This window comes from Nonomuraea maritima, from assembly GCF_900100395.1.
Taxonomy (GTDB): Bacteria; Actinomycetota; Actinomycetes; order Streptosporangiales; family Streptosporangiaceae; genus Nonomuraea; species Nonomuraea maritima.
Genome location: NZ_FNFB01000011.1, coordinates 196,072 through 216,460 on the forward strand (window position 1 = coordinate 196,072; position 20,389 = coordinate 216,460).

Here is a 20,389-nt window from a genome sequence, read left to right on the forward strand (position 1 = left end):
CTCGGAGTTTTATGGTGAAATATCCGGTTTCATTGGCCCGTAAGGGCCGGAGATGAGCGCGGCACTTGCCAAAGATCGAACACAGACCCCACCATTGACAACGTTGTCATCCGTCGCCTGTGATTGGACCTTGCCCTACATGTCTGCGCAGCCCCCTTCCCTCTCACGCCGATCGGTCGTCCTCACAGGCGCGACCCTCCTCGCCGGGTTCGGAGCGGGATTAACCTTCCCGTCCCCCTCCCGCGCGGACGCCCGCACCCCGCGCGGCGGCGCCGCGCCGGAGGAACTGGCCGCCTACCGCCCGATCACGGTCTCCTCCACCGACTACGCGCCCACCCCCGGCGAGTTCGCGGTCGACCGCCTCAAGTCCGTCGGGGTCCGCGGCAGCGGCTGGCGCGCCGCCGCCGGCGACCCCCAGTGGATCTGCGTGGACCTGCAGGCCGAGTGCGACGTCACCGCCCTGCGCCTCACCTTCGAGGCCACCGCCGACGACCCCGTCTTCGTGCCCTCCCCGAACGGCAGCCCGCGCGACAACACCACCGGGCAGGAGATCCTGTCCAGCTGCGCCGTCGCGTACGTCATCGAGACCTCCAGCGACAACCGCACCTGGACCGCCGTCCACCGCACCGACTCCGGCACCGGCGGCGTCGTGGACATCGCCCTGGCCCAGCCCGCGCGCGCCCGCTGGGTGCGCATGACCGTCACCAAGCGCTCCAACGCCAACCCCCTCGGCCTCAACGGCTTCGAGGTGTACGGCACCGCGCGCGGCCACCGCCCGTCCGCCACCGGCTGGACCGACTGGGGCACCCACCACCACAAGGCCCCCAAGCTGGAGGTCGCCGCCGACGGCACCGTGCCGCTCGAGTCCGGCTGGACCCTCACCATGGACGACTGGGCCGGCGGCGACGGCGCCGCCCTGTCCAGGCCCGCGGTCGACACCTCCGCCTGGCTGCCCGCCACCGTCCCTGGGACGGTGCTCGGCACGCTGGTGGAGCAGGGACACCTGCCCGACCCGGTGGCCGGGTTCAACAACCTGCACATCCCCGAGGCGCTGTCGCGTCACTCGTGGTGGTACCGGCGCGGCTTCGACCTGCCGCGCGGCCTGCCCACCGGACCAGGACGGCACGTCTGGCTGGAGTTCGACGGCATCAACCACAAGGCCGACATCTGGCTCAACGGGCAGCGGGTGGGCGACCTGACCTACCCCTTCGGCCGCTCCGCCCACGACATCACCGGCCTGCTCACCGCCCACGGCGAGCAGGCCCTCGCCGTGCAGATCACGCCGATGCCCTTCCCCGGCAGCCCCGGCGACAAGGGGCCCGAGGGGCTCGCCTTCGTCGACGCCGGCGCGAACATGATGAACCGCAACTCCCCGACGTACCTGGCCTCCTCCGGCTGGGACTGGATGCCCGCCGTACGCGACCGCGTCTCCGGCATCTGGAACCACGTACGGCTGCGCTCGACCGGGCACGCCGTGCTCGGCGACCCGCGCGTCGACACCAAGCTGCCCGGCCTGCCCGACACCCGGTCCGCCGAGCTCACCGTCGTCGTCCCCGTGCGAAACGCCGGGGAGAGCGAGCTGTCCGTCGCCATCTCCGCCGCGTTCGGCGACGTACGCGTCTCGCAGACCGTCACCGTGCCCGCCGGCGAGACCGTCGACGTCACCTTCTCCCCCGCGACCCACGACCGGCTGCGCCTGCGCGACCCGAAGCTGTGGTGGCCGAACGGCTACGGCGAGCCCCACCTGCACGACCTCACCCTGGTCGCCTCCGTCGACGGCCACGAGAGCGATCGGCGCGTCACCCGCTTCGGCATCCGCCAGTTCGGCTACGAGCAGCACGTGCCGCTGCCCTTCGGCGGCGGCAGCGACTCCTACGTGCAGTCGGTCGACCTGGGCGAGCAGCAGGCCCAGTACGTACGGATCATGTGCCTGACCCGCGCCACCGGCTGGGGCAGCAGCCTGTGGGCCCTGTCGGTGTACGACGACGCCGCGCCCGGCGTCGACCTGGCCCTGCACAAGGACGCCACCGCCTCCTCCAGCGACGAGGACGCCCATGCGCCGGGCAACGTCACCGACGGCGACGCCGGCACCCGCTGGGCCTCGAAGTACGCCGACAACGAGTGGATCCGGGTCGACCTCGGCGCCAAGGTCTCCTTCCGGCGGATCGACCTCACCTGGGAGCAGGCGTACGCCGCGACCTACGTGGTGCAGGTGTCCGACGACGACTCCACGTGGCGCGACGTGGCGGCGGTGGACAACTCCGCCGTGCCGCTGCCCTTCAACCGCGGCGACGCCAGCCTGCAGACCGTCGACTTCCCCGCCCGCACCGCCCGGCACGTCCGGATCGCCTGCGGGCAGCGGGCGACGGGCTGGGGCAATTCGCTGTGGACGCTGTCCGTCATCAACAGCGCCGCGCCGCAGAGCGACCTCGCCCGGGGCAAGCGCGCCACCGCCTCCACCGAGGAGTCGGGCAACCCGGCCGCCAACGCGACGGACGGCAACCCGAACACCCGCTGGGTGTCCGACTACGCCGACAACCAGTCGATCCAGGTCGACCTCGAGTCGTCCGTCACCTTCGACCGGATCATCATCCTGTGGGAGGTCGCGCACCCGAAGACGTACACCATTCAGGTCTCCGACGACGGCTCCACCTGGACCGACGTCAAGACCGTCGACCTCGCGCCGGAACCGCTGAAGATCAGTGTGAACGGCGTCCGCGTCTTCGCCAGGGGCGGCAACTGGGGCTGGGACGAGCTGCTGCGCCGCATGCCAGACACCCGCATGGACGCCGCGGTGCGCATGCACCGCGACATGAACTTCACCATGATCCGCAACTGGGTGGGCAGCAGCACCCGCGAGGAGTTCTACGCCGGCTGCGACGAGCACGGCCTGCTCGTCTGGAACGACTTCCCCAACGCCTGGGCGATGGACCCGCCGGACCACCAGGCCTACAACGACCTGGCCCGCGACACCGTCCGTCGCTACCGCATCCACCCCAGTGTGGTCGTGTGGTGCGGCGCCAACGAGGGCAACCCGCCCGCCGCCATCGACGAGGGCATGCGCACCGCCGTCGAGAGCGAGGCCCCTGGCATCCTGTACCAGAACAACTCCGCCGGCGGCACCGTCACCGGCGGCGGCCCCTACGGCTGGGTCGAGCCGCAGCGCTACTACTCGCCGTCCACCTACGGCAGCCAGAACTTCGGCTTCCACACCGAGATCGGCATGCCCGTGGTGTCGACGGCCGAGAGCGTGCGCAACCTCGCCGGCTCCGAGCCCGAGTGGCCGATCGGCGGCGTGTGGTACTACCACGACTGGAGCACCCGCGGTAACCAGGCCCCGCAGAACTACCAGGCCGCGATCGAAACCCGGCTCGGCCCGTCCGACGGACTCGACGACTTCGCGCGCAAGGCGCAGTTCGTCAACTACGAGAACGGGCGCGCCATGTTCGAGGCGTGGAACGCCCACCTGTGGCAGGACGCCACCGGCCTGATGCTGTGGATGTCCCACCCCGCCTGGCACAGCACCGTCTGGCAGACCTACGACTACGACTTCGACGTCAACGGCATGTACTACGGGACCCGCACGGCGTGCGAACCCGTCCACGTGCAGGCCGGACTCGACGACTGGAAGGTCCTCGCCGTCAACCACACCGCGCGGGAGCTGAAGGGCGTGACGGTGACGGCCCAGGCGTACGACCTGCGCGGACGCGGTCTTGGCGCGCCGCAGCGCAAGCAGCTCGACGTCGCCTCCTCGGCCACGGCCGAGGCGTTCACCGCCGGCTGGACCGACGACATGCCCGACCTCCACCTGCTCCGCCTCACCCTGGAGGACGGCACGGGCAGGACGCTGTCCAGGAACGACTACTGGCGCTACCGCGAGCCCGCCGACCTGCGGGCGCTCAACGACGCCCGGCGGGTCAAGGTCACCGCGTCCGTGGGCAAGGTGACCAAGGCGGGGACGCGGCGCGCGCTCACCGCCGAGCTCCGCAACCGCGGCGACGCGGTCGCGGCCATGGTGCGGCTGACGCTGGTGGACGACAAGAGCGGCGAGCGGGTGCTGCCGACGCTGTACAGCGACAACTACGTCTGGCTGCTGCCCGGCGAGTCGCGCACCGTCGAGCTGTCCTGGCCCGCCGACTCGCTGCCGACCGGCCGCCCGGCGGTACGCGTCGAGGGCTACAACGTCGACCGCGTCACGGCCCGCTGACCTTCGTGAGGGGCCGGCGCCGTCGGCCCCTCACTGAACCTCGTCGAACAACGCCAGCGCCTGGGCCGGGTCGGGGCTCACGAGGCGTTCCAGTCCGGCCGCGGTCATCTCCGCCCAGCCGCGGGCCCGTGCCCACATCCGTTCCTCGAAGGCGCGGACGGCCTCGTCCAGGTCGTCCGCGGCGGCGACGGACTCGGCGAGTTCGGCGCCTTCCAGCATCGCGAGGTTCGCGCCCACTCCCAGCGGCGGCATCAGGTGCGCCGCGTCCCCCAGCAGCGTCACCCCGGGGACGTGGTCCCAGGTGTGGGACACGGGCAGCACGTACAGCGGGCGGTAGGTGAACGCGTCGCCGAGGCGGAGCAGGTCGAGGACGGGAGCGCTCCAGCCGTCGAACAGCCCCAGCACCTGTGACCGCACGGCCCCCACGTCGGCCGGGTCCACCTCCGTGTGCCACTCCGGCGGCACGCGGACCTGGACGTACACCTTGACGTGGCCGCCGCTGTTGCGCTGGGCGACCAGGCCGCGGTTCACGCCGTACACGGCCATGGAACCGTCGCCGATCAGGCGGGCGAGGTCGGGTCTGCGGGAGTCGACGTCGTCCACGGACGTCTCGACGGCGGTGACGCCGGTGTAGTGCGGGGTAACCGGTGACAGCGCCCGGCGGACCCGCGACCAGGCGCCGTCCGCGCCGACCACCAGGTCGAACGTCTCCTGCCGTCCGTCGGAGAAGCGGACCAGCGCGGGGGACCCCGGCACCACCTCGGTCACGCCCCTGCCCCACTGGACGTCGAGCGGACCGAGCAGCAGGTCGCGCAGCTGCCCGCGGTCGATCTCAGGGTTGGACCGCTCCCCCGGGTCCGGCTTCCAGTCGCGCAGCACGGTGCCGTCGGTGTCGAGGATGCGCATGGCCTGCCCCTCCGGACGCGACAGCGCCTCGAACTCCGCCAGCAGCCCCGCCTTCTCCAGCGCGCGCTGCCCCATCCCCTCGTGCAGGTCGAGCGCGCCGCCGGGAGGACGGGCGTCGGGGGCGGGATCGCGTTCGAGGACGGTGACGGGGTGACCGTGGCGATGCATGACCCGGGCGAAGGTGAGCCCGGCGGGGCCGCCTCCCACCACCGCTATACGTTGTCTCATGTCGATACACTGTATTTCTGCAATACGGTGTATCGCAACATTACGATGTATCCATGACCGTATGGGACCGTCCGGAACCGCCGACCCGCCCCGCGCCGCTCGACCGCGAGCGCATCGTCGCCGCCGCACTCGCGCTCGCCGACGAGGGCGGGCTCGACGCGGTGTCGCTGCGCAAGGTCGCCGCCCGGCTCGACGTCGGACCGATGCGGCTGTACGGCTACATCTCCACCAAGGAGGAGCTGTTCGACCTCATGGTGGACGAGGTCCACGCCGAGATCCTCCCCGCAGAGCGGCCCGGCGACTGGCGGGAGGCGCTGCGCGTCCGCGCCCACCGCACCAGGCAGGCCGCCCTCCGCCACGAATGGCTCGCCGACCTGCTCGGCGGCCGTCCGACTCTCGGCCCGAACGCCCTGGCCGTGACCGAGGCCACGCTGGCCGCCCTCGACGGCCTCGCCGACATCGACACCGTCATGCGCGCCGTGGAGACCGTCGGCGCCTACACCATCGGCGCGATCAGGAGCGAGGTGGCGCACCTACGGGCCGAACGCGCCACGGGCCTGTCCGAGCACGACTGGCAGCGCGCCCACGGACCGTACGTGTCGCGGATGCTGGCCACGGGCCGCTTCCCCGCGCTGGCCAAGGCCGTCCACGACGGAACGGACGTGGACGCCGAGACGTCCTTCACGACGGGCCTCGACTGGATCCTCGACGCCGTGGCCGCCAAACTCATGTGACGTCGTTCAGGCGTCCTCGGAGTGCCGCGGCCAGGTCGCCTGCGGCGGCCAGCTGGTCAGGGGTCAAGGCGTCCACGAAGAGTTCCCGGATGGCGCGCAGGTGCGGGACAGTGGCCCGGTGGAAGGCCGCGGCCCCGTCGTCGGCGAGCACGATCACCGCTCCCCGGTTGTCGGTGGCGCAATCATCGCGCCGGACGAGCCCGCGCCGTTCCATGCGCCCCAGATGGTGGGACAGGCGACTGCGCTCCCACCCGATCGCCACCGCGAGGTCGGACGATCGCAGCCGATGTTCGTCCGCCTCGCTCAACGCGAGCATGACCGCGTAGTCGCCCGGCGACAGGGACGACTCGCTCTGCAGACGTGCGGCGAGCTCCGAGCGCAGCGCTTCCGCAGTCTCGATGAACTCGCGCCAGACACGCAGCTCCTCGCTCGTCGGCAACTGCCGCACGACGCCACCTCGCTCCCGTCAGAAAATTGACACGTCAATTTTCCAACCCGTACGGCCCGAACGCAACACGCCCACACGAGCGGGCGACCATGGCACGGCCGGAAACGATCAGGCGACGGCTCGCGCCACCAAGGCCACGGCCTGCCGCATGGCGTCGCGCACCTCGTCGGGCCCGTCGCCGCGCCGCAGCGCGGCCAGGGCGGACGCGCTGACCGCGCCCACCACCGCGCCGGTCAGGGCGGAGGCGGTGATCGCGTCGAGCCGGTCGGGGAACGCCCGGTGCAGTGCCTGCGCCAACTCGGCCTGCGCGGTGAGGTAGCGCTGCAGCAGCCGGGCCTGCAACGTCGGCACCGAGGCCGCCAGCCGGGCCCGAAGCGCCGCGAGTTCACCGTCCCAGGCGTTGACGATCATCTGCTCCGTCGCCCGCACCAGCACCTCGGGCAGCCCTTCCCTGTCACGGCGCTCCGAGATCGCCTGCAGCGCCAGGTCGACGCGGACGTCGGCATCGGCGAGCAGCACGTCCTCCTTGGCCGGGAAGTGGAGGAAGAAGGTGCGCGGGGACACCTCCGCGGCGTCGGCGATCTCGGCCACGGTCACGTCGTCGTAGCCCTTGTCCTCGAACAGGCGCACCGCCGCCTCGATCAGCGCCTGCCGGGTGCGCTGCTTCTTGCGCTCCCGCAACCCCTGCTTCTCCGTCACAGGGCAAAGCCTAGTGCATTTCGCTGCATAGTATGAATTAATACAGAGACTGTAGTCAGTATGGGAGATGACTCATGGGAGATCTGGACGGGCGCGTCGTCCTCATCACCGGCGCGGGACGCGGCATCGGGCGGGAGGAGGCGCTGTTCTTCGCCGCCGAAGGCGCCAAGGTCGTCGTCAACGACCCCGGCGTCGCCATCGACGGCACCGGCGGCGACGCCGGCGTGGCCGCGAAAGTCGTCGAGGAGATCACTGCCCACGGCGGGCAGGCCGTGGCCGACACCGACAGCGTCGCCGACTGGGACGGCGCCCGCCGTATGGTCGAGACGGCCCTGGAGTGCTACGGCGACCTGCACGTCGTGGTCAACAATGCGACCATCGAGCGAAACGCGGGCCTGGCCGACCTGTCGGAGAAGGACTTCGACGACGTCGTGGCCGTCAAGCTCAAGGGCACCGCCGCGGTGACGCACTGGGCGGCCCGCCACTGGCGCGACCGGTACGAGGCAGGGGTCCGCGCCGACCGCGCGGTGGTCAACACCTCGTCCGGTTCGGGGCTGTTCAACCCGCTGCCCGCGCAGGCTTCCTACGCGGCGGGCAACGCCGGCGTCGCCGCGCTCACCACCGTCGCCGCCCTCGAACTCGGCCGGTACGGCGTGCGCGTCAACTGCATCTCCCCCTCGATGGCCCGTACCCGCCTCACCCTCGCCGTTCCTGGCATGAGCGACGAACCACCAGCGGGCCGGTTCGACCCCCTGCATCCCGCCGCCTGCGCCCCCGTCGCCGCCTACCTGTCCAGCGCGGCCTGCCCGCTCACGGGCCAGGTACTGTCGGTACGAGGCGGCACGGTCGCGCTCAACCACGGTTGGTCCATCGGCGACCACATCCGGAAGGACGGACCGTGGAGCGTGCGGGAGTTGGCCGAGCAGGTGCCGAACCTGCCGTTGGACGACCCGTTCGACAAGCTCGCCCAAGCCCTGACCGGCGCCCTCGGCTCCATGGGACGCGACCAACTCCAGGCGATGATCAACACCCTCCTCGACCAGGGAAGCCACCCCGACCGCGCCTCCGCTTGAGACGGAGACGAGCCGTCGGGGCGCCTTCACGGCAACTGTGCCTCCACTGCCTCGCGCGAGACAGCCCGGTCCGGCGCCCGTCCCCACCACGCTCTCGGTACGTCCACCTCACACGAGAGGCCTCCTGCGTCGTCGTTACGGTGTGATCCTGATACGACATTGGGCAGTCCTCCATCTGGGCGGCGGCGCGCACCTGACGTCAGCCGACCGCCACGCCGAAGCGGTCCGGACGGCCGGCGACGTGCACCGCAGCACCCGACTCGGCAACCGGTCCGTTCGCCGGACACCGGCCATGGAACGCCACCGGGCCGAGCCCGTCCACGGACCTGCCGCGCGTCATGTCTGACCTCCAACGCCCCGCGCGCTGGTCCGACGTAGGGATCAGCACCATCGTGAGTGAGCGGCGCCTGATGAGTGAGGTCGCCGAGCTTTTGCTCAGTTCGGCGCAGGATGCCGAGTGCGTGGTGCGGGAGGCCTATGTCCGCTGGTACGCGATGCCGGAGGACCTGCAGGACGAGGTCGACTCGCCCACGGCGTGGCTCATCAGCGTCGTGAGCCGCCTGTGCTGTGAGCGGCTGGACGAGGCGCCGGTGAGACCGCAGCTCGCGACCGCTCGCCCGCATCCTGGGCGCTGTACGCCCCGTGGCGCACCGGCGGCGGCACGGACGCCCGCGTACCAGGACGACCGCATCGTGCAGGTGTTCAGGAAGGCCTGCGCGAGGACGGACAAGGTCGACAGGTTGACCGCGCTGCTCGCTCCCGACGTCACCGTGATCACGGACGGCGGCGGCCGCGTACGTGCCCCACTTCAGCCGATCACCGGCGTTGAGCCGGCCGCGCGCTTCCTTGTCGGCCTGTTCGGCGGGCAGGCCGACGTGACGGTCACGGAAGCGTCGATCAACAGTGGGCCGGGGCTCGTCGTCCGCGTGGCCGGTACCACGGCGGCGGTCGTCGTGCTGCACGTCCGCGATGGCCTTGTTCAGGATGTCTGGATCGTCATGAACCCCGACAAACTTCGTGCGTGGCACGAACGCGAGGATCCGCCGGCGGACGCGACACGGACACGATGACGCGGTCCCTGGACGATCTCGTCCAGGGCCTCGTCCTCACGTTCCGGCTGACCACATCGTCATAAAGGCATGAAGAACGATGTGCGGCAGGGGGTGCGGAGCCATGAGGGAGCGGTTTCCGCCAACCGGGGGATCCTGCTGGGGCTCGCGTACCGGATGCTCGGCTCCACCTACGACGCCGAGGACGTCGTCCAGGAGGCGTACTCGCGCTGGTACGCGATGTCCGAGGGCGAGCAGCGTGCCATCAGATCGCCCGTCGCCTGGTTGACCCGGGTGACAGGGCGGATCTGCCTGGATCACCTGACGTCCGCGAGGGTGCGGCGGGAACGCTATGTGGGCGAGTGGATTCCTGAGCCACTGCGGGATCTCGGGGTGTGGAGCAGCACCGTGGACACGCTGGTGGATCCCGCCGAACAGGTGATGCTGGACGAGTCCGTCAGCATGGGGATGCTGGTCATGCTCGAATCCCTCACCCCTGCGGAACGTGTGGTGTTCGTGCTGCACGACGTCTTCCGCCTGCCGTTCACCGAGATCGCCGAGGTGGTCGGCCGGAGTCCGGCGGCCTGCCGCCAGCTTGCCGTGAGCGCGCGGCGGAGGTTGGAGAAGAGGCAGGCGCGCCCGGTGGACGGGGCGGAGCAGCACCGTGATCTCATCGTGGAGTTCAAACGAGCCTGCGAGAGCGGTGACTTCGACGCCCTGGTCAACCTGCTGGATCCCGACGTGGTCGTGCATACCGACGGTGGAGGCAAGGCCCACGCGACGCGACGTCCGATCTTCGGCGCGGAGAAGGCGGCCCGCCTGTTCCTCGGCCTGCTACGCAGGCAACCGGGCATGGAGTTCGTGGGAGAGGACGTCAACGGCCGGCCCGGCTACATCGTCCGCCTCAACGGCGCCGTCACGAGCGTGGTCGCGACCGAGGCGCACGGGAATGTGTTCACCCACATATGGATGGTGGTGAACCCCGACAAACTGCACGACTGGACCGGTGCCGGCCACAGGCATCGGATCTGAGGGTGGGCACGCTGTCCATCGCCGTTGCGACACGAATGATCGGCCGATGCCACAGAACCCGACCTGTCCAGGCCGGGACGCCACCGCCCGCTGAGCAAGGGCCGCGGTCCTGCGCGAGCCAGGCGGTGCGTCCGGCGAGGCGAACGCGAGCGGGCCGACGTGCCGGTGTCACCGCCGTACCTGATCGCCTCGACGGTAGCTGTACGGCTTGGGCTTCCTTCCTCTCACGTACGCGATGAGGTTGCGGCCCAGCAGCCGGCCCTGCCGTACCGCGTGCCGGGCTCGATGAACATCCCCGGCCCGTGCGGGTCCGGTACCGCGGCGCCGTAACCGGCCGCGACGTCGGTGACGCCCGCCACCGTCAGGTACTCGGTGGTGACTTCCTGCCCGACCCTGTTCACCGACACCCGTCGGCCGCCGTATGCGCGTCCGGCGGTTCACCCGTGGCCCACACCAGGGTGCCGGCGTCGAGGGTGGTCCCGTCCGAGAGCACCGCCGTGCCGCCGGCCGCTGACATCAGCAGGTGCCGAAGCGTACGTCCACGGCACGCATCCCCAGCGCGTCCGTGTTCCGGCGCCCGGGATTCCCGTGCGGCTCGGGCGGGATGCGGTCGGTGGCCTCGACCAGGGTCCAGCTCAGGTCGGCCGGCTCGATCCCAGCGTGGTAGCGCAGGGCGGCGCCGGCCAGGATCCGCATCTCGGCCAACAGTGCGGCCTTTCATAAGGCTGTCGCTGCCAGGCCGCTCAGGCCGCGCGGAGAGGCTGCTTTCAGGTCCGGATCAAACCCGCGACGGAGTCGTGCGCCCGGTGCTCGTACGGCCGGCATGAGCCGTACCCGAGGGAGGCCGCGACGTTGCCGCCCGCCAGCCTGCCCTGATGCAGGGCGTGCTGCCCGCTCATCGGGGCGAGCCGGCCCGGCCTGGCCGGGTCAGGGACGGCCGCGATGTCGCCGCAGGCGTGGATCTCGGGACGGCCGGGGACGGCGAGGTGATCGTCCACCCTGATCCGGCCCTGCTCGGCCGCGAGCCCGAGGTTGGTCACGAGCGGATCGGGCCGCACCCCGAAACTCCACACGATCGTGCGGGTGGCGACGAACTCGCCGTCGGTCAGCCGCAGCCCTCCGGAAGTCACCTGAGAGAGCGAGGTCTGCGTGCGCACCTCCACGCCGCGCGCCCGCAGCATCCGGGCCGTGGTCCTGGACAACCTGTGCCGCATGTCGGGCAGCAGCCGCTCGGCCGGTTCCGCCAGGATCCAGCGGATCTCCCGCTCGTCCAGCCGCGGGTCACGGTGGGCGATCGACCGCGCCAGCGACTGCCCGGCGGTGACCGCCGCCGTGCCCGCGTAGCCCGCGCCGAGCACGACGAACGTGCAGCGCGCCGCGCGGTCGAAGGAGTCGGTGGCCCGGGCGGCCAGGGCGAGTTGCCGGGTGATGTGCTCACGCATGCGGAGGGCCTGGCCGACGGTGTGGAAGCCGACGCTGTGCGCCGAGATCGTCGAGACCGGGGCGACCTCGCTCACGCTTCCCGCCGCGACGATCAGCCGGTCGTAGCTCAGGACACCGCCGTCGTACAGCACTCGCTGCGCCTCCGCGTCGATGTGGGTCACCGTGCCCGCCACCACGCGCACACCCGGCAGCAGCAGCGGCACACCCACCTCGTCCGGGCCCAGCACCCCCGTCACCACCTGAGGAAGCAGTTCCGGATGCACCGTCACACCGGCCGGGTTGACCAGCGCGATCTCCGCGCCGCCGCGCACCCGCCGCGCGAGGACACGCGCCGCCTGGGTCCCGGCGACGCCGCCTCCGACGATCACCACCTGTGGCCGGGTCACGCCCGCCCTCCTGAGGTGATCGCGGGCTCGTCGCGCTGCACCGGCGTCAGCCGTTCGTGGAACCCGCCGTCCGGCGAGCGTACGATGATGCCGCTCTCCACCCCGTGCTCGGCCTCCTCCCGCTCGTTCTGCTGCAGCGCCAGGCACATCCACCGGGCGACGACGAAGGCGACGACGGGGCCGACGAGCACGGCGAACCTGAAGAAGATCGTCACGTCCTCGACCGGCAGGCCGACCTGGTGGGCGATCTGGTCGTTGGACGCGGCCGCCCACAGCAGGCCGTAGAACGTGACGCCGGCGACCGCCAGGGCCGTCTTCACCGGGGTGTCGCGCGGCCGGTCGAGCAGACCGCTCGCGCCCGTCTCCCGGGCCAGGCGGCGGGCGCTTTTCGGCCGGCCGAGCGCGTCACGACGGCCACGCCGCGCGAGCAGCACACGTTCGACGATCGGGTAGGCGGCCAGGGCGGTGAAGAACACCCCGGGGAGCACCAGCGTGGGGACGAGGACCGCGAGGCTGAGCGTGTAACCGCTGACGGTGAGCTCCCAGCCGGGCATGACCCGTAGGGCGCCGTCGAGGAAGCCCATGTACCAGTCGGGGACCGAGCCCGCCGAGCTCTGTGTCGGCCTGGCGGGGCCGTACAGCCAGATGGGGGCGATCTGGAAGCCGAACCCGAGGATGATCAGCATGCCGGCCGTCGCGAGCGCCATCATCGGGCGCGCGCTCCGGCGCACCGGCAGCGAGGCGACGAACCGGGAGTGGCCGTTACGCCGCACCAGCACCTCACGCGCGGTCAGCAGCGCGGCCATGACGACCGCGACCAGCAGGTGCGCCCCGTAGAAGAGCGGGATGACCCGGTCGCCGGGGAAGTCCGGCCCGAACAGCAGCGACAGCATCCACGTCCCGACCACGGGGACCGACTGCACGACCGACTTGATCAGCCACAGGCTCCCGCCCGACAGCGAGTCGTCAGGCAGGGCGTTGCCGGTCTCGCCCGCTGCCATGGCGAGTGCCAGGAGCGTCACCCAGATCAGCCACTGCCTGGTCCGGGGGCGGCGGAACGCGCCGGTGAGGAACATCCGCAGCAGCTGCACCACGACGGCCGCCACGAAGACGAGCGCTGCCCAGTGATGCACCTGGCGGATGAGCAGGCCGCCGCGCACCTCCAGGCTCAGGTGCATGGTGGAGTCGAAAGCCCTGCTGACGAGGAGCCCCCGCAGCGGGCCGTAGGAGCCGTCGTAGGTCGCCCGGGCCGTGCCGGGGTCGTAGAACACCATGAGCACCGCCCCTGTCACGAGCAGGACGACGAACGACCAGACGGCGATCTCGCCGAACAGGAACGACCAGTGAGAGAACTGAAAAGACCGGCGCTTGGCCGACAACGAGAACACGTGGGCCCCCTACCTCTGATTCACTCACTAGACGGATTCGGGCCCGCGCGTGTGATAGCCATAGCGCGTCGAGGACGGTGATTCGCGTCACTGCACTCAGCCCGCCCTGGATCGATCGCCTTCACCTCGGCACCGCTCATCAACGCGAACATGCCGACGACCAGCGCACGCACGGCGAACGCCTGGTCGCCCGAGCAGATGCCGGGTCTCCTCCCGCTCCGTGAGGAGGCCGATCGTGTGCGCGTCGGCGTCCTGCACCGCACGCACGAACGGATGCATCACCCAGCACAGCCGGTGCAGGTTCAGACGGCTGCAACGTCCGCGTTCCTCAGGACCCTGGTGCGTCGGAAGTAGTTTCCTGACCCAGCGGCCGACGACCGGCCAGCCTTCTCCCCTGGTCCAGATGAAGCGCATCAGCATCTCGCGGCGGCCGGAGGGGTTGAACCACTGGCGCAACCCTTCCGCCGAGCCCTGCCACTCGGTGACGGACGGGCGCAGCGTGCGCTGCCACTCGGTCAAGGCCCTTGTGAGGTCGTCCGGATGCCGCAGCAGCATCGAGCCGAGCAGATCCGCTCCGGCCAAGCCTGCCGAGACGCCCATCCCGGCGTAGAGAGTGACGCACCACGCGGAGTCGCCGACGAGGACCACCCGCCCTTGGTGCCAGGAATCCATGTGCACCTGTTCGGCCGAGTCGAAGAGGATGTCCTCGGCCTTGTCGGCCTCGTCGAGCACGGCGCCGAGCAGCTTGCCGGTCGGCCGGTCGCCGAAGACCTGGCGCAGCCGCTCGGCTGGAGGCAGATGGAACTCGGCGTCGATGTCCTTGGTCCGATACGTGAGCATCACCGTGGGAAGCTCCTCCTGGAACCCGAACACCCACATGGCGCGGTCGTCGTCCGGTTCCAGCAGCACGGCGGTGTCCTCCTGCGCGAGGCCGGGCAGGGGCTTCGAGAGCTGGAACGCGCAGGTGATCCCGCCCAGCGGGTGCATGTACCGCTCGTGCGGGCCGAACACCAGCCGGCGCACGGTCGAGCGCAGGCCGTCCGCGCCGATGACCAGGCCGAACCGTTCGGTCATGGAGTCGCCGCTCGCGGTGTCGTGCAGGGTGACGTCGACGCCGTCGGCGTCCTGCTCGATCGCGGTCGGGACGGTGGAGAACCGGATCTCGACGTCGTCGGGAAGCGCCTGGAACGCGGCGTTCTCGACATCGTTCCGCCGCATCATGCGCGGACCGTTCGGGAGATTGCCCAGAATGCTCACGCCGATCCGATTGCCGCGGCGGTCGACCTCGTAGTGGACGGTGTCGGGGGCGGAGCGGTCCGTTACTCCCGGACCCATGCCGAGCCGCTCGGCGCTGGCGCGTCCCGATCCCCACAGCAGCACGAAATAGCCGCCCGTCCGGCGCTGCGTGGCCCTTTCGACGATGACCGGCTCCCAGCCGACTTGACGCAGCCGGATCGCCGTGGCCATTCCGCTGATTCCCATTCCGACGATAAGGGCGCGTCGGTTCTGTTCGTTAGTCATTCCACCAGCATATGAACTCGATGACTCTTTTCTTCAGCCGGTCAGTGGGGCATATCTCATAGCCATGGGACCTCACATTCGGAACGGCCGAATCGTCAGAGAAGTTTGCCCGCAGAATCACCCACCGCCATCGCAAAAGCCAATAGAGACCCAGCGGCTGGAGGCCTCGGGAAAAGGCATTCACCGGGCGTCGAATGTGAATAAGGAATGTGCCGCGGAAGGCGGGCGGAAATGCCGTCCACATTACCCCGGAAATGCAGTATCGACGCTCACGCCGGTCAGCGGCGCCACGAATTCTGCAGCTTGTCGCGGGCACGGCGCGCGACGGAGGGCGGGACGCCGCCGCTCGGCGACAGGGCAGGCGGCTCATGGGATGCCGGCGGTACCAGCACGGCCCTCTCCTCGTCCGTCGCCGGCCGCTCGATCTCGACGAAACCACCCTCGGGTGCACGTACGATCACACCGGTCTCGACACCGTGGGCGGCGGTGTGACCGTCGCGGGCCGTCAGCCCCATGCAGATGCGGCGGGCGACGACGAACCCCAGCACCGGCCCGACGACGACGGCGACGCGGAAGATCCAGGTCGTGGCGTTCAGCGAGATGTGGAAGTGGGTGGCGATCAGGTCGTTGCCGCCCGCCAGCCACAGCACCCCGTAGTACACGATCCCTGCCACGCCGATCCCCGTCCGGGTCGGAACGTCGCGGGGACGGTCGAGCAGGTGGTGGACGGCACGGTCACGGGTGATCCACCGCTCCGCGAACGGGTAGAGGGCGATGGCGGTGAACAGCAACCCGGGCGCCCCGAGCGCGGGGAGCAGCACGCTCATCGCCACCGTCTGACCGAAGATCGTGAACTCCCACGGCGGCATGATCCGCAGTGCGCCCTCGAGGAAACCCATGTACCAGTCGGGCTGGGAGCCCGCGCTCACCGCGCTCGGCACGTAGGGCCCGTACAGCCAGACAGGGTTGATCTGGAAGAACGCGGACAGCAATGCCACCACGCCCAGCACCCACAGGGAGAACGTCACCGTCTTGGCGATGAACGCGGGAAAGAACGGCGCCCCGCGCACGACGCGGTCGTTCAGTCCCTTGGCGCGGAACTGCGTGTGCGTCTGCCGCCACGTGATCACCACCGCGTGGAGCGGGATGAGGAGGAGCAGCAGCCCGGGGATCAGCAGCACGTGAAGGCTGTAAAGCCGGGAGACGATGTCGTGTCCGGGGAACTCACCGCCGAACAGGAAGGCCGCGACGTAGGTCCCCACGAGCGGTACAGAGATGATCACCCCGTGCAGGATGCGCATCCCCGCTCCCGAGAGCAGGTCGTCCGGCAGCGAGTAGCCGAACAGCCCGTTCACCATCACCAGCGCGAACAGCGCCACGCCGATCAGCCAGTTCAGCTCGCGCGGCTTGCGGAAGGCGCCGGTGAAGAAGTGGCGGAGCAGGTGGACCACGATGGAGGCGAGGAAGAGCAGTGTGGCCCAGTGGTGCATCTGCCGCATGAGCAGTCCGCCACGCACCTCGAAGCTGATCTCCAGCGTGGACGCGTACGCCTGGCTCATCGTCACCCCGTGGAGCGGGAGGTAAGCGCCGTCGTAGACGACCTCCTCCATCGAGGGCTTGAAGAACATCGTGAGGAAGACGCCGGTGATCAGGATGATCGCGAACGCGTAGAGCGCGATCTCCCCCAGCAGGAAGGTCCAGTGATCAGGGAAGACCTTCCGCATGGCCTTCTTCACGAAGCCCGCCCCACCGAGCCGCTCGTCGAGTGCCCGCGCCAGTGAGTCGGCCTTCATCGTCACCCATCCTCGACTTGAGTCCCTGTTGCTACCAAGACGAGACAGGCCCCGCGAATGTGACGCTCTGGACCCCGAGATGCCCGGCTAGTGCTGTGACCGCAGAGGTTCGCCAAGTTGGTGGTCGTGGCGGTTGGATGCGCGGTGACGTCCGATCCGACCGTTGGAGGCGTGGTGGCCGAGCCCGTCCGTGTGCGCAGACTGACCGACCAGGAGGGGCGGAAGCTGCAACAGATCGTGCGCCGCGGCAGCAGCTCCCTTGAGGGTGTCGAGTTCGGCGTTCACCGGGCGGCGCACAGTTCGGCGAGGCGTTCCAGGGTGCTCGCCATCTGCGTCTTCCACCAGGCGCGCCCGCTGTCCACTTCCGCGCGTTTGTCCTCCGGCATGCGCGAACCGTCGAAGGTCTCGGTCACGACCGTCGCCCCGGCTCCGTCCGGGAGCAGATCGAAGATCCACCGGTGGCCCCACGCGGCCCCGGGCGTGGTGGCGTCCGGGTGCCCGCGACCGGGCCTCGGCTCCCAGCCGAGGCGACGGTCCGGCTCGTACTCGACGACGTGGTTGTTCATCTCATAGTCGCCGTATCGCTCGTAATGCATCCGCATCACGAAGACGTCCCCGACGCCCGAGACCACGGCGTCGGAGACGCCACCGCGCAGCATCCCCGAGCCGTCGAGGTCCGGGTGCCGTCCGGGGTCGGCGAGGATCCGGAAGATCTCCTCCGCCGGGGCCCCGATGCGCCGGGACACCACCACCACGGGCTCGCCTGTCGTACTCGTCATCCGCGTTCCTCCGTCAGCCGCAGAGCATGAACCCGACTCTGGCCCGGACGCTACACCGGGGGTACGACAACGCCTCGTCGAGGACGTTCCACATGCCGTCGGTCGGCGATCAAGGCCTGACCCAGCTATCCGGCGTACCTATGCGATCACAGCACTAGAAGGAGGGAGGCCTTCAGGGGTCACACTCAGCGGGCGGAGTCTTGCCAGGCGTGAAGTTTGTCGGGATTCGCTATCAGCCAGATGTCGGTGATGAGGCCGTCCCGGACGGCCATGGCCATGACGCCATTGATCTCGCCCTTGACGTGGCTGACCAGTCCGGGCAACCCGTTGACGTTCTCCTCAGTGATCTCCTGGACGAACTTCCTCCGAAGGAGGCCGAGGAAGTAACGCGCCGTCTTGGCAGAGCCGAGGATCGGACGCCGGGCGGCCCGTGCCTTGCCTCCGCCGTCGATGCGCACGCTGACGTTGGGGTCGAGCAGGCTGATCAGAGTGTCGAAGTCCCCGTGCTCGCAGGCGTTCCTGAAGGCGGTGACGATGTCGCGATGCTGGCGGACGTCGACGGCGCGGCGCCGGTCGGACTGCAGGTGTCGCCGGGCCGAGGCGCCGAGCTGGCGGCAGGCCTCCGGCGTACGCCTGACGATATCGGCGATCTCGGTGTGCGGCAGGTTGAAGACGTCGTGCAGGACGAAGACGACACGCTCGGCGGGCGTAACGGATTCCAGCATGACGAGCATGCCCATGCTCACGGAGTCGTCGATGGTCACCCGCTCGGCAGGGTCGCCGGTTCTGGTGCTCGCGGTGCTGGCCCACCGGGCGTCGTCCGGAAGCGGTTCGGGCAGCCAGTCCCCCACGTACCGCTCGCGGCGGGCCCGGGCCGAGGTCAGCTGGTCCAGGCAGATCCTGCAGGTCACCCGTACGAGCCAGGCCGTCGGTGATCGGATGGCCTGCCGCGCTTCGTCGGACAGGGCATACCACCGCGCGTAGGCGTCCTGCACGATGTCCTCGGCATCGTGCATGGAGCCCAGCATTCTGAACGCGACATTCACCAAGGTGACGTGATCGTCGAGCATCACGGTGCCGCGCTCGTGGCGCGGGGAGAAGGGGGGCTGCCCCCACTCGTGTGACACAGCGGCTCTCCTTCGCGGTCCGATAGGCCCACCACGAAGATCATCTTTTTCATGCTGGCACACATAGTGCCGCTGAACACCACCTACACCGTCTGTTCGGGACAAACTAATCTTTATCTGCCGGCTCGTTGATGGTGGGCCGTGGCCTTGCCGGACGCGGCGGACAGGGCATTGCGCACGCCCGCCGCCGCCGTCCCCTCTTACGAGTTCCTGTGGCAGTTGAGCCAGTTGACGACGTCGGTGGCCGCGCCGCCGTCACTGCGCGGGGTCAGTACGGAGTAGTGGTCCTTGCCCGGGTAGGCCCGGAATTCGGCGGCGGTGCCGGCCGCGCGGGCGTTGCGGACCGCCTGCTTCGTCACCGCGATCTTGATGGACGGATCGTCCATACCCTGGAGCAGCAGCATCGGGCCCGGAGTCCGGCCGCGAGGAACGCTCTGCGCGTCCAGCATGGGCTGGATCTTCAGTGCGGCCTCAGGAGTCTGCGGGGCGAACTGGTAGTCGGTCAGCTTGTCGCCGAGGTCGGCGGAGAAGTGCCTGCAGCGCCAGCAGGTAGAAGCCGCGGTCCACCGGACCGGGCGAACCGTAGTTGTAGGCCTGCCCGACGTCCGTCACCGGTGCGAGTCCGACCGTGCCGCGGAAGTCGAGGCCACGGCCCCAGGTGCTGGACAGTTCGCCGGCCGCGATGGCGGCATGCCCGCCCTGGGAATGTCCGAATCTCCTGCGATCACCCCAGCCGCTGAGGACTGGAGTGTTGATTGCTGTCCTCGTCCCGACGGCCAGGAATGAGCTGGTGTGACGGTTCTCCGACGACTGTGAGCGAGGCCACAGCCGCATCGGAAAGGCCGGGAGCAGCCTCCAATGCCTTCTGTGGCAGCGGACGAGGCCACTCTCGTCACGAAAGGTGGTGCTGTCTCGTCGTAGTGACAGCCCCGACAGCAGGGGCACACCGAACCGCGCAAGTCGAAGGAACCTACAGTGACGATCACCAGAACCAGGGAACGTGTCATGAGGGTGGGACCTGCCGTCACGGTCTTCACCCTGAACGCCGTGCCGGCGAACGCCTACGTAGGTGCCGACATTCCGCAGGTCACCAAGGCTGACGGGTGGAAGGCGCCCGAGGCATGAGCACCACTCTCACCCCGATCCTGACCGCCAACTGGGACCAGCCCGGCTCGTACACCCTCGACGGGTACGGCGAGTACGGCGCGGCCAGCAAGGCGCTCGGCATGGACCCCGACACCGTCATCCAGGCCGTCAAGGACTCGGGCCTGCGCGGCCGTGGCGGCGCCGGCTTCCCGACCGGCATGAAGTGGGGCTTCATCCCGCAGGGCGACGGCAAGCCGCACTACCTCGTCGTCAACGCCGACGAGTCGGAGCCGGGCACCTGCAAGGACATCCCGCTGATGATGGCCAACCCGCACTCGCTGGTCGAGGGCATCATCATCACCTCGTACGCCATCCGCGCCAACCACGCCTTCATCTACGTGCGCGGCGAGGTGCTGCACGTCATCCGCCGGCTGCACGCGGCCGTCAAGGAGGCCTACGACAAGGGCTACCTCGGCAAGGACATCTTCGG

The 20,389-nt window shown here is 69.8% G+C and carries 18 protein-coding genes and 1 pseudogene; 6 read left to right on the forward strand and 13 right to left on the reverse strand.

The annotated features are described in order from the left end of the window. Window positions 1-139 precede the first annotated feature (139 nt). Entirely contained in the window at window positions 140-4,207 is a 4,068-nt protein-coding gene (locus tag BLR04_RS19975) for a discoidin domain-containing protein (protein WP_090767229.1), read from the forward strand. Window positions 4,208-4,237: 30 nt separating this feature from the next. On the opposite strand, the gene BLR04_RS19980 is transcribed toward BLR04_RS19975, so the two are convergent. Continuing rightward, window positions 4,238-5,341 (reverse strand): FAD-dependent oxidoreductase, encoded by a 1,104-nt coding sequence (locus BLR04_RS19980; RefSeq protein WP_090767232.1) that lies wholly within the window; start codon window positions 5,339-5,341, stop codon window positions 4,238-4,240. 53 nt (window positions 5,342-5,394) lie between these two features. Here BLR04_RS19980 and BLR04_RS19985 point away from each other — a divergent pair, with 53 nt between their 5' ends. Then, window positions 5,395-6,075: a TetR/AcrR family transcriptional regulator gene (locus BLR04_RS19985; protein WP_090767235.1), complete on the forward strand. Its 681-nt coding sequence runs from the start codon at window positions 5,395-5,397 to the stop codon at window positions 6,073-6,075. Here the strand turns inward: BLR04_RS19985 and BLR04_RS19990 are convergent. Both BLR04_RS19990 and BLR04_RS19995 read right to left on the reverse strand, forming a co-directional pair. Further along, window positions 6,068-6,523, reverse strand: a complete 456-nt coding sequence (locus BLR04_RS19990) for a MarR family winged helix-turn-helix transcriptional regulator (protein ID WP_090767238.1) — start codon at window positions 6,521-6,523, stop codon at window positions 6,068-6,070. The genes BLR04_RS19985 and BLR04_RS19990 overlap by 8 nt on opposite strands. A 108-nt stretch (window positions 6,524-6,631) precedes the next feature. After that, a complete protein-coding gene (locus BLR04_RS19995; RefSeq protein ID WP_090767244.1) occupies window positions 6,632-7,222 on the reverse strand; it encodes a TetR/AcrR family transcriptional regulator in 591 nt (196 codons plus the stop codon). 74 nt (window positions 7,223-7,296) lie between these two features. On the opposite strand from BLR04_RS19995, the gene BLR04_RS20000 reads away from it, so the two are divergent. After that, window positions 7,297-8,295 carry an SDR family NAD(P)-dependent oxidoreductase gene (locus BLR04_RS20000; protein WP_090767247.1) on the forward strand — a complete coding sequence of 333 codons (999 nt, stop codon included), beginning with the start codon at window positions 7,297-7,299 and terminating at the stop codon, window positions 8,293-8,295. A gap of 199 nt (window positions 8,296-8,494) precedes the next feature. Here the strand turns inward: BLR04_RS20000 and BLR04_RS40765 are convergent, their stop codons facing one another. After that, window positions 8,495-8,635: a hypothetical protein gene (locus BLR04_RS40765; RefSeq protein WP_176903184.1), complete on the reverse strand. Its 141-nt coding sequence runs from the start codon at window positions 8,633-8,635 to the stop codon at window positions 8,495-8,497. Between the two features lie 52 nt (window positions 8,636-8,687). Between BLR04_RS40765 and BLR04_RS20005 the strand changes: the two genes are divergently transcribed. After that, window positions 8,688-9,365: a sigma factor gene (locus BLR04_RS20005; RefSeq protein ID WP_176903185.1), complete on the forward strand. Its 678-nt coding sequence runs from the start codon at window positions 8,688-8,690 to the stop codon at window positions 9,363-9,365. A 69-nt stretch (window positions 9,366-9,434) separates the two neighbouring features. Beyond that, on the forward strand, window positions 9,435-10,376 hold the full coding sequence (gene sigJ / locus BLR04_RS20010; RefSeq protein ID WP_090767252.1) for an RNA polymerase sigma factor SigJ: 942 nt from the start codon (window positions 9,435-9,437) through the stop codon (window positions 10,374-10,376). A gap of 224 nt (window positions 10,377-10,600) precedes the next feature. Here sigJ (BLR04_RS20010) and BLR04_RS40770 read toward each other — a convergent pair whose 3' ends face one another. The 9 genes from BLR04_RS40770 to BLR04_RS20060 form a co-directional block, all read right to left on the reverse strand. After that, entirely contained in the window at window positions 10,601-10,777 is a 177-nt protein-coding gene (locus tag BLR04_RS40770) for a hypothetical protein (RefSeq protein WP_176903186.1), read from the reverse strand. A gap of 115 nt (window positions 10,778-10,892) precedes the next feature. Continuing rightward, window positions 10,893-11,072: a hypothetical protein gene (locus BLR04_RS20020; RefSeq protein ID WP_143022109.1), complete on the reverse strand. Its 180-nt coding sequence runs from the start codon at window positions 11,070-11,072 to the stop codon at window positions 10,893-10,895. 71 nt (window positions 11,073-11,143) lie between these two features. After that, complete coding sequence (locus BLR04_RS20025; protein WP_176903187.1) at window positions 11,144-12,205, reverse strand: NAD(P)/FAD-dependent oxidoreductase; 1,062 nt, start codon at window positions 12,203-12,205, stop codon at window positions 11,144-11,146. Further along, window positions 12,202-13,593, reverse strand: a complete 1,392-nt coding sequence (locus BLR04_RS20030; RefSeq protein ID WP_090767263.1) for a cytochrome b — start codon at window positions 13,591-13,593, stop codon at window positions 12,202-12,204. Before BLR04_RS20030 ends, BLR04_RS20025 begins: the two co-directional genes overlap by 4 nt. 96 nt (window positions 13,594-13,689) lie before the next feature. Then, entirely contained in the window at window positions 13,690-15,114 is a 1,425-nt protein-coding gene (locus BLR04_RS20035) for an FAD-dependent monooxygenase (protein WP_218129077.1), read from the reverse strand. 278 nt (window positions 15,115-15,392) lie between these two features. Then, the gene (gene qcrB / locus BLR04_RS20040) at window positions 15,393-16,907 is read right to left on the reverse strand and encodes a cytochrome bc1 complex cytochrome b subunit (protein WP_090767269.1); all 1,515 of its coding nucleotides are present in this window, start codon (window positions 16,905-16,907) and stop codon (window positions 15,393-15,395) included. Window positions 16,908-17,188: 281 nt separating this feature from the next. Continuing rightward, window positions 17,189-17,686, reverse strand: coding sequence for an SRPBCC family protein (locus tag BLR04_RS20050; RefSeq protein WP_090767272.1), 498 nt, complete (start codon window positions 17,684-17,686; stop codon window positions 17,189-17,191). A gap of 185 nt (window positions 17,687-17,871) precedes the next feature. Then, a complete protein-coding gene (gene sigJ, locus BLR04_RS20055; RefSeq protein ID WP_245740354.1) occupies window positions 17,872-18,813 on the reverse strand; it encodes an RNA polymerase sigma factor SigJ in 942 nt (313 codons plus the stop codon). A gap of 200 nt (window positions 18,814-19,013) precedes the next feature. Beyond that, complete coding sequence (locus BLR04_RS20060; protein ID WP_090767276.1) at window positions 19,014-19,319, reverse strand: alpha/beta hydrolase family protein; 306 nt, start codon at window positions 19,317-19,319, stop codon at window positions 19,014-19,016. Window positions 19,320-19,934: 615 nt separating this feature from the next. On the opposite strand from BLR04_RS20060, the pseudogene BLR04_RS20065 reads away from it, so the two are divergent. Beyond that, a pseudogene (locus tag BLR04_RS20065) lies at window positions 19,935-20,389 on the forward strand (NADH-quinone oxidoreductase subunit F); the annotation flags it as partial.

Bases quoted from the DNA above. Each gene is read 5' to 3' on its own strand.
- BLR04_RS19975 (WP_090767229.1), top strand. From the start codon at position 140: ATGTCTGCGCAGCCCCCTTCCCTCTCACGCCGATCGGTCGTCCTCACA.
- BLR04_RS19980 (WP_090767232.1), bottom strand. From the start codon at position 5,341: ATGAGACAACGTATAGCGGTGGTGGGAGGCGGCCCCGCCGGGCTCACC.
- BLR04_RS19985 (WP_090767235.1), top strand. From the start codon at position 5,395: ATGACCGTATGGGACCGTCCGGAACCGCCGACCCGCCCCGCGCCGCTC.
- BLR04_RS20000 (WP_090767247.1), top strand. From the start codon at position 7,297: ATGGGAGATCTGGACGGGCGCGTCGTCCTCATCACCGGCGCGGGACGC.
- BLR04_RS40765 (WP_176903184.1), bottom strand. From the start codon at position 8,635: ATGACGCGCGGCAGGTCCGTGGACGGGCTCGGCCCGGTGGCGTTCCAT.
- sigJ (WP_090767252.1), top strand. From the start codon at position 9,435: ATGAAGAACGATGTGCGGCAGGGGGTGCGGAGCCATGAGGGAGCGGTT.
- BLR04_RS20020 (WP_143022109.1), bottom strand. From the start codon at position 11,072: ATGCGGATCCTGGCCGGCGCCGCCCTGCGCTACCACGCTGGGATCGAG.
- BLR04_RS20035 (WP_218129077.1), bottom strand. From the start codon at position 15,114: ATGACTAACGAACAGAACCGACGCGCCCTTATCGTCGGAATGGGAATC.
- qcrB (WP_090767269.1), bottom strand. From the start codon at position 16,907: ATGAAGGCCGACTCACTGGCGCGGGCACTCGACGAGCGGCTCGGTGGG.
- BLR04_RS20050 (WP_090767272.1), bottom strand. From the start codon at position 17,686: ATGACGAGTACGACAGGCGAGCCCGTGGTGGTGGTGTCCCGGCGCATC.